The sequence below is a fragment of the Acinetobacter sp. 1000160 genome (genome assembly GCF_000588715.1).
Taxonomy (GTDB): Bacteria; Pseudomonadota; Gammaproteobacteria; order Pseudomonadales; family Moraxellaceae; genus Acinetobacter; species Acinetobacter courvalinii.
In genome coordinates this window covers 117,756-133,061 of sequence record NZ_JFWP02000004.1, presented here as the reverse complement: position 1 = coordinate 133,061, position 15,306 = coordinate 117,756, and the positions used below count along the sequence as shown (strand labels likewise).

The 15,306-nt window shown below is 40.7% G+C and carries 14 protein-coding genes and 1 pseudogene; 8 read left to right on the top strand and 7 right to left on the bottom strand.

All coding sequences use genetic code 11. From position 1 onward, the window contains the following. The first annotated feature begins 17 nt into the window (after positions 1-17). The gene (locus tag J699_RS09180) at positions 18-431 is read left to right on the top strand and encodes a divergent PAP2 family protein (RefSeq protein WP_032868434.1); all 414 of its coding nucleotides are present in this window, start codon (positions 18-20) and stop codon (positions 429-431) included. 119 nt (positions 432-550) lie between these two features. Then, positions 551-2,287 carry a tetratricopeptide repeat protein gene (locus tag J699_RS09185; protein ID WP_032868433.1) on the top strand — a complete coding sequence of 579 codons (1,737 nt, stop codon included), beginning with the start codon at positions 551-553 and terminating at the stop codon, positions 2,285-2,287. Between the two features lie 301 nt (positions 2,288-2,588). Here the strand turns inward: J699_RS09185 and J699_RS19925 are convergent. Both J699_RS19925 and J699_RS09190 read right to left on the bottom strand, forming a co-directional pair. Beyond that, positions 2,589-3,896 (bottom strand): annotated as a pseudogene (locus J699_RS19925) (PQQ-dependent sugar dehydrogenase). Between the two features lie 2 nt (positions 3,897-3,898). After that, a complete protein-coding gene (locus tag J699_RS09190) occupies positions 3,899-4,285 on the bottom strand; it encodes a hypothetical protein (RefSeq protein WP_050441680.1) in 387 nt (128 codons plus the stop codon). A 954-nt stretch (positions 4,286-5,239) separates the two neighbouring features. On the opposite strand from J699_RS09190, the gene J699_RS09195 reads away from it, so the two are divergent. Both J699_RS09195 and J699_RS09200 read left to right on the top strand, forming a co-directional pair. Continuing rightward, positions 5,240-5,737, top strand: a complete 498-nt coding sequence (locus tag J699_RS09195; protein WP_032868430.1) for a hypothetical protein — start codon at positions 5,240-5,242, stop codon at positions 5,735-5,737. Between the two features lie 20 nt (positions 5,738-5,757). After that, positions 5,758-6,402 (top strand): hypothetical protein, encoded by a 645-nt coding sequence (locus tag J699_RS09200; RefSeq protein WP_032868429.1) that lies wholly within the window; start codon positions 5,758-5,760, stop codon positions 6,400-6,402. A 58-nt stretch (positions 6,403-6,460) separates the two neighbouring features. Here the strand turns inward: J699_RS09200 and pyrE are convergent, their stop codons facing one another. Next, positions 6,461-7,111, bottom strand: a complete 651-nt coding sequence (gene pyrE / locus J699_RS09205; protein ID WP_005209496.1) for an orotate phosphoribosyltransferase — start codon at positions 7,109-7,111, stop codon at positions 6,461-6,463. 41 nt (positions 7,112-7,152) lie between these two features. On the opposite strand from pyrE, the gene J699_RS09210 reads away from it, so the two are divergent. Both J699_RS09210 and J699_RS09215 read left to right on the top strand, forming a co-directional pair. Further along, positions 7,153-7,977 (top strand): exodeoxyribonuclease III, encoded by an 825-nt coding sequence (locus J699_RS09210; protein ID WP_005227948.1) that lies wholly within the window; start codon positions 7,153-7,155, stop codon positions 7,975-7,977. Between the two features lie 437 nt (positions 7,978-8,414). Continuing rightward, positions 8,415-8,765, top strand: coding sequence for an arsenate reductase (locus J699_RS09215; protein WP_032868428.1), 351 nt, complete (start codon positions 8,415-8,417; stop codon positions 8,763-8,765). A gap of 67 nt (positions 8,766-8,832) precedes the next feature. On the opposite strand, the gene J699_RS09220 is transcribed toward J699_RS09215, so the two are convergent. Continuing rightward, on the bottom strand, positions 8,833-9,270 hold the full coding sequence (locus J699_RS09220; protein WP_005227959.1) for a DUF2147 domain-containing protein: 438 nt from the start codon (positions 9,268-9,270) through the stop codon (positions 8,833-8,835). 204 nt (positions 9,271-9,474) lie between these two features. Between J699_RS09220 and J699_RS09225 the strand changes: the two genes are divergently transcribed. After that, positions 9,475-10,386 (top strand): alpha/beta hydrolase, encoded by a 912-nt coding sequence (locus J699_RS09225; RefSeq protein WP_005227960.1) that lies wholly within the window; start codon positions 9,475-9,477, stop codon positions 10,384-10,386. Positions 10,387-10,660: 274 nt separating this feature from the next. Beyond that, positions 10,661-11,848, top strand: coding sequence for a GGDEF domain-containing protein (locus tag J699_RS09230; protein ID WP_032868427.1), 1,188 nt, complete (start codon positions 10,661-10,663; stop codon positions 11,846-11,848). A 44-nt stretch (positions 11,849-11,892) separates the two neighbouring features. On the opposite strand, the gene J699_RS09235 is transcribed toward J699_RS09230, so the two are convergent. From J699_RS09235 to J699_RS09245, 3 genes are all read right to left on the bottom strand, one after another. Next, positions 11,893-12,588 carry a glutathione S-transferase family protein gene (locus J699_RS09235; RefSeq protein WP_032868426.1) on the bottom strand — a complete coding sequence of 232 codons (696 nt, stop codon included), beginning with the start codon at positions 12,586-12,588 and terminating at the stop codon, positions 11,893-11,895. Positions 12,589-12,590: 2 nt separating this feature from the next. After that, the gene (dsbD, locus tag J699_RS09240) at positions 12,591-14,444 is read right to left on the bottom strand and encodes a protein-disulfide reductase DsbD (RefSeq protein WP_032868425.1); all 1,854 of its coding nucleotides are present in this window, start codon (positions 14,442-14,444) and stop codon (positions 12,591-12,593) included. Between the two features lie 79 nt (positions 14,445-14,523). Further along, positions 14,524-15,291 carry a transporter gene (locus tag J699_RS09245; protein ID WP_005227965.1) on the bottom strand — a complete coding sequence of 256 codons (768 nt, stop codon included), beginning with the start codon at positions 15,289-15,291 and terminating at the stop codon, positions 14,524-14,526. Positions 15,292-15,306: the final 15 nt, after the last annotated feature.

The window sequence follows — 15,306 nt, the reverse complement described above, 5'->3', positions numbered from 1 at the left end:
TTATTTTGGATGATTTTGTGACGTATTATATTTATTTGATTACCCCGTTTTTAGCCTGGCTCGTTGCAGGCTGTCTAAAGTTTCTTATTAATTCAATTAAGGCCAGAAAACTGGCCTTTGGATTAATTGGTTATGGGGGATTACCGAGTAACCACAGTGCGATTGTCAGCAGTATGACTGCACTTATTGCTTTTAAAGAAGGTATTGATACCCCCGCTTTTGGTGTTGCGCTTACCCTTTCATTTATTGTGTTATTAGATGCAAATAGTTTAAGACAGGCTGTTGGTAAACATGCAGTGGTGATTAATCATTTGGCTAAAGATACACCTGAGTACACACAATTAAGAGAACGCATGGGACACACCAAGATTGAGATCTTGGCTGGTGTATTAGTCGGCTGTCTTATTGCATATTTAGCTAGTACGCTATAAATCAAATATTAAATTATGAGGATATAACTCATAGATGTTAGTTTCTTCACCAATTTAGCTATCCCTCTTTATTGGTTAACTAATAGTTATTTTAACAATTAATTTTTAGTAGCGCACTTATGAACACGTTTATAAAAGGTAATAAAGAATATTTTAAATTTACTCTATATTCTTTATTAACACTTCTTGTTATAGTATTTATTCACAGCAATATATATTCTTTTGACTTCAAAATAACATTACATGACTATTTATACTCTCAATGGGTATTTAGTTATGATTATGGCTTTGTTAGAAGAGCTTTGCCTGGTGAAGTATTAAGTGCCATGGGGGTAGACCCAACTTATAGACATGTACGCTTAGCATCAAATATATTATTAGTTATATTATTCTCGCTTTTTACTAGAATTACATATCTTTTTTTCAAAAAACTAGATATTAAAAACAAATATATTATAATTTTTTCACTATGTATATTTAGCTTATCTTTTCTAACCTCCCAATGGGTAAGAGAGTTGTCCCGTTTTGACCATATTGGTCAAATTATTTTATTAATTTCAGTTCTACTTATACTGAGAAATGTAAAAAAATCAATTGTTCTCATATTTATATTATTAACATTACCAATCATGGCACTGACTCATGAAGCAATGCTTATCTTTTTTGTTCCAACTTTAGCTTATATATATTATCAAAAATACAGAAAAATAAGCCATATTCTTCTGATAAGCGCAGAATCTCTTTTACTATTAGCTGCGGTTGTTATCTATGGAAAGATGTCTACTTTTCAGGTTAACTCAATTATTAATAGTTTTATGTATTATGAACATTTTCAATCTTATGCTGTCAGCACATCGCTACTTACGTTAAAGGAGAATTTCGAAACCAATTATCAGACTTTCTTTGAAACCCGAGCATATTTAAAAATATTTTTTAGTTTTCTATTTTGCTCACCTATACTTTTATTTATTAGAAAATGTACCGATAAAAAAACTTTCCTCTTGATACTATTCTTTTCCGCATCTCCTCTAGCGCTAACATTAATAGCTTTTGATTACATTCGATGGGTTGCATTATTCTTCTTTAATCTTTCAGTGATATTTATGTCATTAGCAATAATGAATAATATTGATAGAGATTTAATTTCCTCAAATTTCCTAAAATTCAAGAAACTTATTTACTCTTATTCACTAGTTTCCTTATTATTAGGTCCTTTAGGAATAGGCAGTACTTTCATCAACTTCTATGAGATAAACCATCCATGGGAAAAAAGAGAAAAATGGGATCAAGACTTACTTATCAAGTTAAATGACCCCCTACCTTTATCTAACATTAGATTAAGTATTGGTGATGTTAATTCAATTACACAACTTTACTTTTTAGGGCAAGAAAAGATTAAACAGGATAAGCTCAATAAAACGGTTATTAAGTATTACACAGAGGCTTCAAAAACAGGAAATACTGATGCCCAGAACACACTTGGTTTCTTTTATTTCAATGGAATACATACTGCTAGAAACTATTGTACTGCATTAGAAATGTTTAAAATGGCGGCACAAAATAGAGATAAGCATGCTTTATACAACCTATCTCTTTTATATAGGAATGGAATTTGTATCGAAAAAAATATTAAAAAAGCAAATACTTTATTAGTACAAGCTGCATCTCAAGAAAATGACTTGGCAAAATTCATGTTGGCTATAAATTATTTACATGGCAATAATGGATTCATTCAAAACAAAAAAGAAGCTTTAAAAATATTAAACGAACTTAAAAACAAAGATAATTTGCCTGCTAAAATCACATTAGAATCACTTAAGCTGGAGCAAACTAAAAAACTTGATTCTAATACGTAATATTCGCATTGAATTATTGGTTTTAACTATTTAAAAATAGTTAAAACCAATATACTAATTTTGATACAGGACCTATTTGTTCTTTTTCCTCTAAATCCGTTTCAGCACACTGGGACGGATTTTCTATATTTTAGGTATCCATCCAATAAACATAATAAAAATTTTCTGAATACATCTTATCTACAGCACCTGAACTGATCCATGCTATAACCCAGTATTTTGCGCTTAGTATACAATACAAATATCTAGATACTTAGGCCAATCCAGACTGACCTAAGTCTTTAGACAGACAGCGAACCTATCAAGGTGAATAAACACGCCATACCGTATTGCCAACATCATCCGCAATCAACAAAGCACCGCTTTTATCCTCAGTGAGACCCACAGGCGCACCATATAAAGTTTTTTCATCTTTTGAATAGAAACCCTGAACCACATTAACAGGCTTGCCATTCGGTTTACCATTTTTAAATGGAATAAAGATCACGTTATAACCATTGAGCGGATCTCTATTCCAGCTACCATGATTACTTACAAATGCGCCATTTTTAAACTGGTCAGACAGCTGGGTTGTATTTGAAGCAAACCATAAACCTAAGGGTGCAACATGAGAACTCAAGGCATAATCAGGTTTAATCGCTTTAGCAACCAGATCTGGACGTTGTGGTCTAACCCGCTCATCCACATGCTGACCATAATAACTATACGGCCAGCCATAAAATCCTTTTTCCTGGACCGAGGTTAAATAATCAGGCACTAGACTGGCACCAATTTCATCCCGTTCATTCACAATCGTCCATAATTTTCCAGTTTCAGGTTCCCATTGCAGTCCGGTTGGATTGCGAATGCCAGTGGCAAAAATACGGCTTTAACCTGTGGCGGCATCAACTTCTAAAACCGTTGCACGGCGATATTCAATCGCCAATCCATTTTCAGTGATGTTACTGTTTGAGCCCACACCGACATATAGCTTCTGCCCATCTTTACTGGCCAGTAATGATTTGGTCCAGTGATGATTAACCGTATCCGGTAAATCAGACAGTTCTTCTCCCTGATCAGTAATTTGGGTTGCATTCTCCTCATAGTGGTATTTCATAATATTATTGGTATTTGCCACATATAGATTATTACCAATCAATTGCACCCCAAATGGAGAATGCAGATGTTCCAGAAACTTATATTTCTTCCACTGGCCATCGGCTTCCAGTCGAAGTAAGGTGATTCGATTTCCCCCTTTACCACCTTTGCCTGAAGATTTTTTAACAAAATTAGCAATCACCTGTTTTGGTGCAGTCAGTGGTGCCTCTCCAGGATTGTTCGATTCAACCACCAGAATATCGCCATTCGGCAGAGTATATAACTGACGTGGATGCTCAAGCTGATCAGCAATCTTTTCAATCTTTAAACCCTCGGCAACCACAGGCGTCTGATTGGCTTTCCAGCCCACCCCATTTGGTACTTTCATTGGAGGAACCAGAAAGTTCTTTGCTTCAGGTAGTTCAGGATCGGGACCATATTGCGTTTGCGGGTCAAGGGGTTTTCCACCAGAACAGCCGAATAAACCTATACCCAGCAAAGCTGAAAAGAATAATGTATTTGATCGTTTCACGTTTATTCTCCAATCAGTCTATTATGGATATGGGTGGATTGATATAAATAATGCAGTGCAATCAGGACAATGGTCAGGGTCGACAAGATAAGATTTTCTGGCGCGATGGCAAAGGCGTCACGACTATGCACAAAGGCATTAAAGGTCGCTGCAATAATGGCAAAACCATAGAGCCAGAAGCCGACAATATCAGCTTTTCTTTGCTCAACAACGGGACGAAACCAGACATAAAACAAGTTGATAAAACGTGGAATAATACAGATCAGCAGACCGAACGTAATACACCAGGCGGCTGCCTTCGCCCATAACATTTCAGCACTCTGATTATAGAAAATATCAAAAATCCAGCCAGCGACAAAAAAGCCAAAGGGAAGCGGGTTCAACAGCATATAGATGGCATACAGAACGCCAGATCTTGGAGTGTTTTTTTCATTCAAACCTCTTACTTTTAGATTATTTATGGCTATTCAATACAGCGTAAAAATCTCATTATTTATTGATAAATCAGCTAGTATAATTTTCATCCACTATAAATGGACTATTCATTTTCTGTCAAAAATAATAAAGAGGAAATATATGTTTAATCTTTTCTAAAAAAATAAAGCTCATGATTTATTAGGATAAAGATAAACATTTTTTATATTTTTATTTAACATTTTAGGACATGCTTAACTTGGCACAAGAAATTTTTTATATTTTAGTAATCTTATTTTACTTAGCGTTAAATTTTAAGATAATTTATTACGAATCAATTACTGAGTAATAATTTGTAAAAAACAGCCTATAATGTTAAATAAAATGGACCATTTAGTAATATAGTTTTCGCTTTCCCTCACTAAGCTTTTAAATACTTTTGCAACAGATATCGATAAAATCATAATTGCCAAAACCATTTTGGTCGGTCCAATAGCTGGTGCAAGGGATAAATCGCCCCATAAACAAATGGTTTTCTCGGTAACTCAGTTTTCGCCGAGACAAATCGCAGTCACGATTAAAAAACTTAGAGATCCCTTGATTGATATGGTTTTAGAAAAAACTGTTCTTCTCTTCTGCTGGCTGATGTGCTTCAGGCCATACAGTATCTATTTTTAGCTCCGTAAAATTCATTTGCGTTAAAGAAAGATGACCAGACTACAGGAATAAAGTGTTTAAATTCTGATCTAGGCGGATATTGTCCCTCCTCAATATTTTATCTTGTATTTTTTATAAAGACTCATCTGTATACTATCTGTTTGCAATGAATGCCTTTAAGTTCATTTTTCCAAAACGATTAGATCAACTCAAAATTCAAGATGTACAAAATTATTCTAATTCTATTTTTATGCTGCTTATCTACAGCTTGCATGAATACCAAGTATATTGATCATCCAGATCAATATTTCGATCTTTTGGGCGAAAGCACAGCAAGCAAAGCTTTTGAAAACTTCGTCAATCAACTTGAACCCAAAGAAATGCCCCAGCTCACTAATCAATTCTGGAATGAAGAGTTTCCCAAGCTTGATTTCTATGATCAAAGCTTAATGTTTCCTCTCAATGGCATCGAAATGCTGTTAAAGAATAAGAAAATTGTCTCGATTAAGCTTTATCTTCCTGATCCTGAAATTACATTTGCCAATTATAAAGGTCATCAATTACCACTCGGCCTTTTCAGTGATGATACTGAACAAGAAGTGACGGAAAAACTGAAGACCGATATAGACACCAATACCAATCCTTATCGAAACGTAAAAGAATTTGAGACGGAAAACGCCAGTGTTGCAATTGATCAGGACAGCGGAAAAATTATTTATATCGAGTTATATAAACAATCTCCTTATCGAGATCAAAAAATCAAACAATAGATCTACACGGAACATCAAATATGCAAAGCACATTCAAATATATATGCATTAGCCTGATTTTGCTTCAATCAGCAAACAGTTTTGCAGAGAACCAAATACGTCCTGAAGAAAAAGCCGTTTATCAAGATATCGGGGCATTGCTTTCAGGTCAGCCTCAAGGCACTCAAATCACGCCTACAAGAAATGGTGTCTATGTCGAAGCTTTATTTTGTCGAAAACAGACCTCACCCTTTACCACTTTATTGAAAGGTCGCTTGTCCATTCAGCAGGATCAGGCGTTATTGTCGCTTTTCCAGAATATGTTTTGTGCACCGGCCGACAAGGAAGAGCAAGTCAGTTTAAGCGCCTTTGCCAATCAGATTCAGGACCCGCTTCCCTTTAGTCTGGTGAGCTATTCTGGTATGCAAGAACTGGGACAATGGTCTTTCGAAGAGGCTACCCTACTTTCCACTACTCCAGCCAAACAAGTTGAAGTCAATATGTTTGGATTACATCCTCGACAAGTCTCAAACTCGGTGGTTTTTTGGGAAGTCCTATCCCCGACCCATGTCCGGGTCTGGTATGGCATGTTTAAAATGGCACCTTCGGATGCAATCATCTATGAATTTAGATTTGCAGACCAAGCGTGGAAATTGTCTCATCTGTGGATGGGCACCCGTTTGTAAAGCTTTTGATGAAAATAAAAAAGGAAGCCTTCGCTTCCTTTTCTTTTACAGCTAAAACTTAGATGCCATATTTTTCACGATAAGCCTGCATATTCGCCAAAGCGTCTTTTTCGCCTTTGGCATCCAGATAATCCATCAAGTCCTTCATGGTAATTAAGGCATGCACCGGGATTTCGAGTTCTTTTTGTACTTCCTGAATCGCAGAAAGCTCACCTTGACCACGTTCCTGACGATCGAGTGCAACCAATACACCCGCAATTTCAGCACCGGCATTTTTCAAAATGGTCACGACTTCACGAATCGCAGTACCAGCCGTAATCACATCATCAATGATCCAGACTTTTTGACCGGCAACTGAGGCACCCACCAACACGCCACCTTCACCATGATCTTTGGCTTCTTTACGGTTAAAACCCCATGGCACACTTTTGCCATGAACCTGAGACAAAGCCACCGCGGTTGCTGCCACAAAAGGAATTCCCTTATAGGCTGGACCAAAAATCACACCGACATTGTCACACTGCACCAGTTTGTCGGCATAGCCTTGCGCTAATAAAGACAGTGCTTCACCATCATTGAGTAAACCTGCGTTAAAGAAATAAGGGCTGACACGGCCTGATTTTAAGGTAAACTCACCAAATTTAAGCACTCCACGTGATAATGCGAGTTCGATAAAAGCTTGCGGATGAAATGACACAGGCGTTGTCATATAAGGTGCTCCAAATTCTTCAATTGAGGTTAAACAGACGTATGATACCAAAGGATAGCTATCCAAGTGATGTAAAAATTCTTCGAGTCGTTTCAATTAACGTAAATGGCTTGCGTGCTTCTGTCACCAAAGGCCTGCTCGAATGGTTGGAACAGTCTGGTGCAGATGTGGTGTGTATGCAGGAAAGTCGCATTACCCATGAACAATGGACCGATAAATTTAAACCTGAAGGATGGTACACCCACTTATTCCCTGCTGAACGTGCAGGTTATGCAGGCACAGCCATTTATAGTCGCCTGCCTTTCGTCTCGGTGACCAATGGCTTGGGGTTTGAACTGGCCGATACCCAAGGCCGTTTTATTTCAGCTGAATTTGATTTAGGGCTGTCACAAACCGTTCATATTGCTTCTTTATACTTGCCATCAGGATCAAGCGGCGATGAAGCACAGGCACGCAAAGACGTGTTCTTAAAAGAGTACGCGCAAGTACTCAAACAATGGCGCGACGAAAATAAATCCATCATCGTGTGTGGGGACTACAATATCGTGCATAAACGCATCGATATTAAAAACTGGTCAGGGAACCAGAAGTCATCTGGCGTATTGCCGCATGAACGTGCCTGGCTCGATCATATCTATGATGAGCTGGGTTATGTGGACACCTTCCGTGAGGTACGACCTGAAGCAGAGTTGTACTCATGGTGGTCAAATCGCGGTCAGGCGCGTGCGAAAAATGTCGGGTGGCGAATTGACTATCATGCCTGCTCTCCAGACTGGAAAGCACGTACTGCGAATGCATGGGTCTATAAAGAACAATGGTTTAGCGACCATGCACCGGTGATTATCGACTATAAAATACACGAATAAGTGAACATATGTTCACTTAACCCGCTTCTTTAGCTTACAGAACTTGTCGCTTTTGTGTATTTTTATTTACCAGCTAGAACGGCATTATAGCTTCACGGCACAGGGAAGCGGTCAGGATGACCAGAAAGGGATAGGACGCCGTAGGAAGATAAAATAAACTTGATTCAAGTTTATTTGCATGGATGAGACATTGGACGTTGAAATGAGACCCGCATAATCAGGAAGATTAAATGCGGGTTTTCTCTTTTTTGATATTAGATATTTTCTGTTTATTGTGTCATTCACCATTTTGCTCAAAAAACCTGCGCATTTTGATCATTGCATCATAATTGAACCGCTCTACCGATAAACTTAATAAAAAATTTCAACTGGCGCATCAGCTACTTTTTACGTTAGGCTTTCATCCATATTTTTCACTCTTTCTAGGGTTTTTTCTCATGTTTAAAATTTATGGCATTAAAAATTGTAATTCAATGAAAAAAGCCTTTGATGCGTTACAGGCAAAAGGTATCAATTACGAGTTCCATGATTACAAAAAACAAGGCATTGATGCCGATACTTTAGCAATCTGGTTAAAAGAAATTGGCGCAGACAAAGTCCTAAATAAAAAAGGCACGACCTGGCGCAAATTAACTGCTGACGAGCAAACACACGCCACCAGCAATGAACATAACCTGATCGAAACACTGATGGCCCAGCCTAGCCTGATTAAGCGTCCTGTCCTACAAACCCCTAACGGCTTTGTGATTGGTTTCGATGAAGCAACCTATCAGGATTTATCCGCTTAAAACCAATAAATCGCAGCGATAAAAAAACCGAGTCTGATGACTCGGTTTTCTGTGATTTAAATCTGGCTTAGTTGGTACGAATCCAGGTCTGGTTACGACCTAAAGCTGCAACACCAATATAGCCACGTAATTTCAGCTTTTTGCCGCCATCGAGAATTTCAGCTTTTAACTTATAGGTTTTGCCATTTTTAGGATCGATGATCGAACCTTCATCATAGCTGGTACCGCCTACATTTTTCAGGCCATGTACGATGGTCACGCCTTTCAGCGGTTTGTTGTGATAAGGTCCTTCACACTTAGAGCATGCATTTTCCTGACCTGCCACTAAATATTTTTGAATAGATGCGGTGAGGGTTCCATCCTTTTGCTCAGTAAACTTCACAATCGCCTTCGGCTGTTTCGTTTCATCATCAATGGTTTGCCAAACACTGCCATTCAGCGCATCCGCTGCATTGGCAAAAGTTGTTAAACCGAGCAATCCAAATGCTAGAGCAATTTTCTTCATTTTTGTAATATCCTTAAGGGGTCTTTCAAACTGAAAGTATTGAGAAGTTCAATCAATATTGCAATTCTTGATTATGACTATTTGGTATAACCTGCGTAAGAGTGACATAGCGCACAATTTTTCAGTTTTTATCATGAGGTCTTGGCGCGACTGATATTCAAGAACTTTCTTATTGGTATACCCAACTAACAATATGGAAAAATTATGAAATTTGCTACTGTTTGGAAATATTATTTTACTGAATCTTTACTTAAAGCCACGATTCGGACACCAAGCCAATTTAATCTGGCACCCAATGCTTTACGACCATTACTGGATCAACTCTGTCGCCTATTTCCACACAATCCAACAGTACAAATTCGACCGTTACGTTTAGCGGGTGTTCGTGGTGAGGAAATTAAAGCGCAAGCTGCGGCAACACAACTGATTTTACATATTCACGGCGGTGCTTTCTTCTTAGGTAGCCTGAATACTCATCGTGCGTTGATGACCGATATTGCGGCACGTACGCAAATGCAGGTGATTCATGTTGATTACCCGCTAGCACCAGAACATCCTTTTCCTGAAGCGATTGATGCGATTTTTGATGTCTATCAGGCCTTGCTGGTACAAGGGATCAAACCTAAAGATATTATTATCTCGGGGGACTCTTGTGGTGCCAACCTCGCCTTGGCCTTGTGCTTGCGCCTGAAACAGCAACCTGAACTGATGCCAAGCGGTCTGATCCTGATGTCGCCTTATCTGGATTTAACCTTGACCAGTGAATCACTTCGCTTCAACCAGAAACATGATGCCTTGCTCTCGATTGAAGCGTTACAGGCAGGTATCAATCATTATCTGAAAGAGGGTATTCAGGCTGATGATCCACGCGTTTCACCATTATTTGATGATCTGACCGGCTTACCCCCAACACTCGTTCAAGTCGGTTCTAAAGAAATTCTGCTGGATGATTCAAAACGCTTTAGAGAAAAAGCTGAAAAAGCCGATGTTGAAGTGAACTTTAAACTGTATACCGGCATGTGGCATAACTTCCAGATGTTTAATGCCTGGTTCCCTGAGGCTAAACAAGCCTTGGCCGATCTTGCTGAATTTGCACATGCCTTAGATCGCGACTAAGCCCTCTCAAAATCTGTGTAAAAAATGGTCAGCTTGGGCTGACCCTTGTCACTCTTGATTCAGTTTGGTCATCAACAAATAAAAATCATTGAATATTCTGATAACAGCTTATTTTTCAAAATATTTTTCCCGTCCTGATTTGCACTAAATCCGCCAGATGCAGACTTTTTTCTCATTCTAAAGATGCTATTGTTATTTGAATAAGCGTTCCTCCGTATTTTGATGACGGATATACAGTTCCTAGGAATCTCATTGCATAAAAGGATGCATGCCAATGGTGAAGATTCATTTTAATAGGTCAACTGACGCAAAACGATGGGGCTTTCGGCTTTCTTGGGAACATCATATTGTCGTCAATTGGACCATGCTTAAAAAAAGCATTTTATTACTTATACTTGCTGCATTAATGAACCTGTTCTGGATCAGCTGGGATATTTTCGTACTCATGAATCCTGTTTATTCGGAATGGGTCCATCTCAAGCTGGTCCGTTCACAATTATGGACCAGCCTGATTATGCTGGTGGTTTTGATCCTGTTGATTATTCCCTGCCATGTGTTCAGGGAACAACACTGGGTACAGGAAGTCCTCCCGATCCTTAGTGTGCAGGTCTTTACTGCCATGCTGTGCCATAACAGCTATCTGGTCGGCAGCTTTAGTCCGGCCACCATGGTGGGCTATGTCAGTGTCGTGGGTGTCGGTCTGGTGCTGTTTGATCGCCGTATGGTGTATTGCGCTCTCATTCCTGCCACGCTGGCTTTGTTCTTTTGCAATTATCTCAGCATGGTCGGGATCCTTAGCTACGCACCATTATTTAACATGCAACATCTGAATCAGGTGGCCATGCATCCCTTCTGGGTCGGCAGTATGCTGTTTTTTCTGGTTCCGATCTTGCTGGCCTGTTTATTTCTATTTGAAATTTTACTGACCCAATGGCGGACTCGCGAAATGACCATCCAGATGTTGAGCCGTCTCGACCCCCTCACCAATGTCCTGAACCGGCGCAGTATTGGCAGTTATCTGGACAGATTACACCAACAACCAGAGCAGCAATATTCGATTGTGCTACTCGATTTAGATCATTTTAAAAATATTAATGATCATTTTGGACATAGCATGGGAGATCAGGTGCTGATTCAGGTGGCACAGTGTCTGACCACCCATCTTAGAGAGCAGGATATGATTGGCCGCTTTGGCGGAGAGGAGTTTATTTTATTGCTGCCCGATACCCATACCGCTCAAGCACAAAAGGTTGCAGAGCGCTGTCGGCAGGCGATATCTCAATTGCGTTTTATTACCGAACATAAGCAAGAATTCAGTATTAGTGCCAGCTTCGGTATTAGCAGTTCGCTTAGTGCCGATGAGCCACATCTGATTATTAGTCAGGCAGATCAGGCCCTGTATGCGGTGAAAGCGGCGGGACGTAATCAGGTTAGAATCTTTACTGACCTGATCACCCGTTAGCAAAGTGAAGGCCTTGACTAGACTTGCCTTCACTTGAGTCCCAATCAGACTTTTAAAAATTCTTCACGCTGTTGACGATAAGGCTCATCAAAAGGCACAAACTGCTGTTCTTGCTTGGCTTCAGCAATCCATTGTTGTACTGAAGGTAAAGCCAATATTTTCTGCATATAGCTTTGGCTAGAAGCCGAGATGGGGAGTTGATAACAGTCAAAACGCATCACCACCGGCGCGTAAAATGCATCTGCAATACTGAATTCGCCACATAAAAAACTGTCGTCATCTGGACGTTCTGACCAGATCTGTTCAATACGGGCCACATCAGCACGCAATTGCGCATGCTCAGACCAGAGCTGCTGACCAATATATGTCAGGTCTGCTTCAACATTCATGGGACAAAGATTGCGTAATCCCTGAAAGCTACTATGCATCTCGGCACTGATACAGCGCGCTCTGGCACGTAAGCTTTTATCTTGTGGCCATAAGGCATGCTCAGGATGTTGTTCTGCCAGATATTCACAAATAGCCAGTGTATCCCAAACCACCCGTTCTCCATCCAGAAGTGCTGGCACTTTCCCGGTTGGATTCAGTTTAAGAATTTCTGTTTTAAACTGGCTATCTGCTTCAAAGCTATCAAACCGGATCAGCTGCTCCTGAAAGGGTATGCCCGCCTGTTTCAATAAGATCCACGGACGCATGGACCAGGTTGAATAGTTTTTATTGCCAATAAAGAGTTGGTACATTGTTATTCTTTTCCTTTAAATAAGGCCAGTTGTTGTAATAGCTCGGCTTTCTGGAATGCACCCGTTAAACGTAGCGAGCGAATTTCTTGTTGTTGCTGATCGAGGAATAAATAGGTTGGTGGACCTAAAATATCCCACTGTGCTAAAAGTGCCTGATGCGATGCATCATAGTGGCTTAAATCCAGTTTAATTAAATAGTAACCCGCTAACGCCTGCTGCACCTCGGCATCTTTTAAAATACGATGCTCAATTGGCTGACAAGCCACGCACCAGTCTGCATAGACATCAATCACGATACCGCGATCTTTCGGTGCCTCGGCGAGAATCTGCTGAAACTCGTCCGCAGTGTGTGCCACATGCCATTCAGCCAGCTTGTCTGCCTGAACTGAACTCAGGCTTTGGATGTGCTGGTATTGGTTAAAAGCCAAGGCCGGAATCACGACAATCAGTAAGACCGCATACAGCCATTGCAGCTTGGATTTTTGCCCGAACAGGCGATAAACCGCATAGATAATAAATGCCAGACCCAGAACTAAACTCAGGATTTGAATAGCGAGTTCCGGCAATAAAGGACGAATGAAATAAAGACTCAGGGCCAGCATCAAGAAGGCAAAGATCACCTTGATCTGGTTCATCCAGTCACCGGCTTTTGGTAAGGCTTTGGCCCCCAAAACACTGGCAAGTAACAATGGAATGCCCATGCCAAAACCCAGGGTAAACAGTAATAATGCACCCTGCCATTGGCTCTGCGTTTGCGAGATAAACAGTAATACGCCGGCCAGCGGTGCCGTCATGCATGGCCCAACCAGCAAGGCTGAAATCATGCCCATAACACTGGCACCCACCAAGGTACCGCCTTTTTGATTGGATTGCATCTGATCAAGTCGATTGACCCAACGCTGGGGCAATTTCAACTCGAACAGGCCAAACAGATTCAGGGCAAACACCACAAACAGCAAGCTAAATGCAATCAGGGTCGCAGGTTGCTGTAACCAGCGCTGAAAATTCAAACCTGCTGCGGAAGCAATTAAACCGAGGACCGCATAGACCAGCGCCATACTAACTACAAAGGTCAACGCAATTGACCATGCTTTCACGCCTTTATTATCACGTACGATCAACGAGGTCAGAATCGGTAACATCGGTAGAGAGCACGGCGTAAAAGCCAACAGAATGCCTAAGCCCAAGAACAATAAGATGCTATAAGCCAGGGAATGCTGTTCCAGTGCACTGGACCATTTCTGGTCTTGGGCCATCACACCCGAGTTGCCTTGTGAGGTTGATTCTGCAGCTGTTTCAGTCTGTACTTCATCATCGCTGGCTGACTGTTGTGCATTCAATACACTGGATGAACGGGCCACGTCCAGAAAGCTTTTTTGCGTATTGGAGCTGACATTCTGGGCACTGACCAAACCATCCGCATCGGTTTGAAACTCAATATTTTGTGGTGGATAGCAAATACGGTCTTTGGCACAACCCTGCCAAGTCACGCGGTAGTGTTGTGATGCTTGAGTCGGGATACTGAATTCAGCTTGTTGATAATAAACCTGGCTATGACCATAGTTTTCATCATATTGCTCAACCGCTTTGGGCAGATTCAAGGCAACCGGTTGATTGCCCTGCTTTACCTCAAATTTATGCTGATAGAGATAGTAGTTGGGCTGAATCGACCAGTGTAACCGTGCTTGATTCGCTTGCGTCGACTCAACCGTAAATGCAAACGCCTGTTCAGGGCTAAGTAAGGGTGCCGATGTATTCTCTTGGGCATAGGTCAGTGACCCACATAACAACAATAAGGTCCCCAGAAAATAATGCATCAGTGAAGAACCGTCTCCACCTTGAACAGAGCTTTTCATTCTCATCTCGCTATTTTTCTCCCGAATCTGCTGGGCACTTCTATAAAAGTAAGTTTAAGCGTATTCAGGAGCATGATTATTAGAATAAGACCGATACGCCGAGGCCACCGTTATAGCTTTTCTGGTCGCCATTGAGATCAACCCCAATGCTGGCGTCCAGCTGGGTACGATTATTCAAAGCATAAATCAGGCCTGTACCTAAACCGTATTCATAGTCTTGGCTCTCGGCTTTACGGTAAACAAATTCTGAATAACCTGATAATTTTCCTGCAATTTTATAGTCAATGGTTGGAATCGCAGTCACCGCCCAATCACTGTTTTGCGCTTCATAACGCATGGTAATCGAGGTGCCGATCAGGTCGCTAAATTCATAAGCAACCGCTGAGGTAAGACTATAAATATCATCATGGTTGGTAAATTCATCATTACCTGTCGCAATGATGGCTTCTGCCAACAAAGCCATAGATAAACGGTCATCTTTGAGATCAATGGCTTTTTTCAAACCAATACTGACATCGCCTAATCCATTGGTTTCCTTTTTCATGCCGGCACGCTTATATTGCTGCCAGACCGGACCTTGCCAACCCAATTGCAATTCCAGGCCATCTGCCAGACCGGTACGCAACAACATATCGCCATTTAAGGTCAGGGTCTTATCTTTTACCCCATCGACATTACCTTCCTGATAACTGACGCTTGGCAAGCTTTGTTCCCATGCCAGTTTACCAACCGGGGTAATGCCTGTGCCCATACCGGCACCAGGACGGTCAAAAGAAAAATCAGCCGCAAAAGCGCTGCTTGCCAGCATCGATACGGCAACTACGCTTAAAGTTTGAAATATTTTCATCATGTTCCTCGTTCT

Coding starts and splice junctions, on each gene's coding strand:
- J699_RS09245 (WP_005227965.1), bottom strand. CDS start 15,291: ATGAAAATATTTCAAACTTTAAGCGTAGTTGCCGTATCGATGCTGGCA.
- J699_RS09195 (WP_032868430.1), top strand. CDS start 5,240: ATGAATACCAAGTATATTGATCATCCAGATCAATATTTCGATCTTTTG.
- J699_RS09235 (WP_032868426.1), bottom strand. CDS start 12,588: ATGTACCAACTCTTTATTGGCAATAAAAACTATTCAACCTGGTCCATG.
- J699_RS09220 (WP_005227959.1), bottom strand. CDS start 9,270: ATGAAGAAAATTGCTCTAGCATTTGGATTGCTCGGTTTAACAACTTTT.
- J699_RS09185 (WP_032868433.1), top strand. CDS start 551: ATGAACACGTTTATAAAAGGTAATAAAGAATATTTTAAATTTACTCTA.
- J699_RS09230 (WP_032868427.1), top strand. CDS start 10,661: ATGGTGAAGATTCATTTTAATAGGTCAACTGACGCAAAACGATGGGGC.
- J699_RS09190 (WP_050441680.1), bottom strand. CDS start 4,285: ATGCTGTTGAACCCGCTTCCCTTTGGCTTTTTTGTCGCTGGCTGGATT.
- J699_RS09215 (WP_032868428.1), top strand. CDS start 8,415: ATGTTTAAAATTTATGGCATTAAAAATTGTAATTCAATGAAAAAAGCC.
- dsbD (WP_032868425.1), bottom strand. CDS start 14,444: ATGAAAAGCTCTGTTCAAGGTGGAGACGGTTCTTCACTGATGCATTAT.
- J699_RS09200 (WP_032868429.1), top strand. CDS start 5,758: ATGCAAAGCACATTCAAATATATATGCATTAGCCTGATTTTGCTTCAA.
- J699_RS09225 (WP_005227960.1), top strand. CDS start 9,475: ATGAAATTTGCTACTGTTTGGAAATATTATTTTACTGAATCTTTACTT.
- pyrE (WP_005209496.1), bottom strand. CDS start 7,111: ATGACAACGCCTGTGTCATTTCATCCGCAAGCTTTTATCGAACTCGCA.
- J699_RS09210 (WP_005227948.1), top strand. CDS start 7,153: ATGATACCAAAGGATAGCTATCCAAGTGATGTAAAAATTCTTCGAGTC.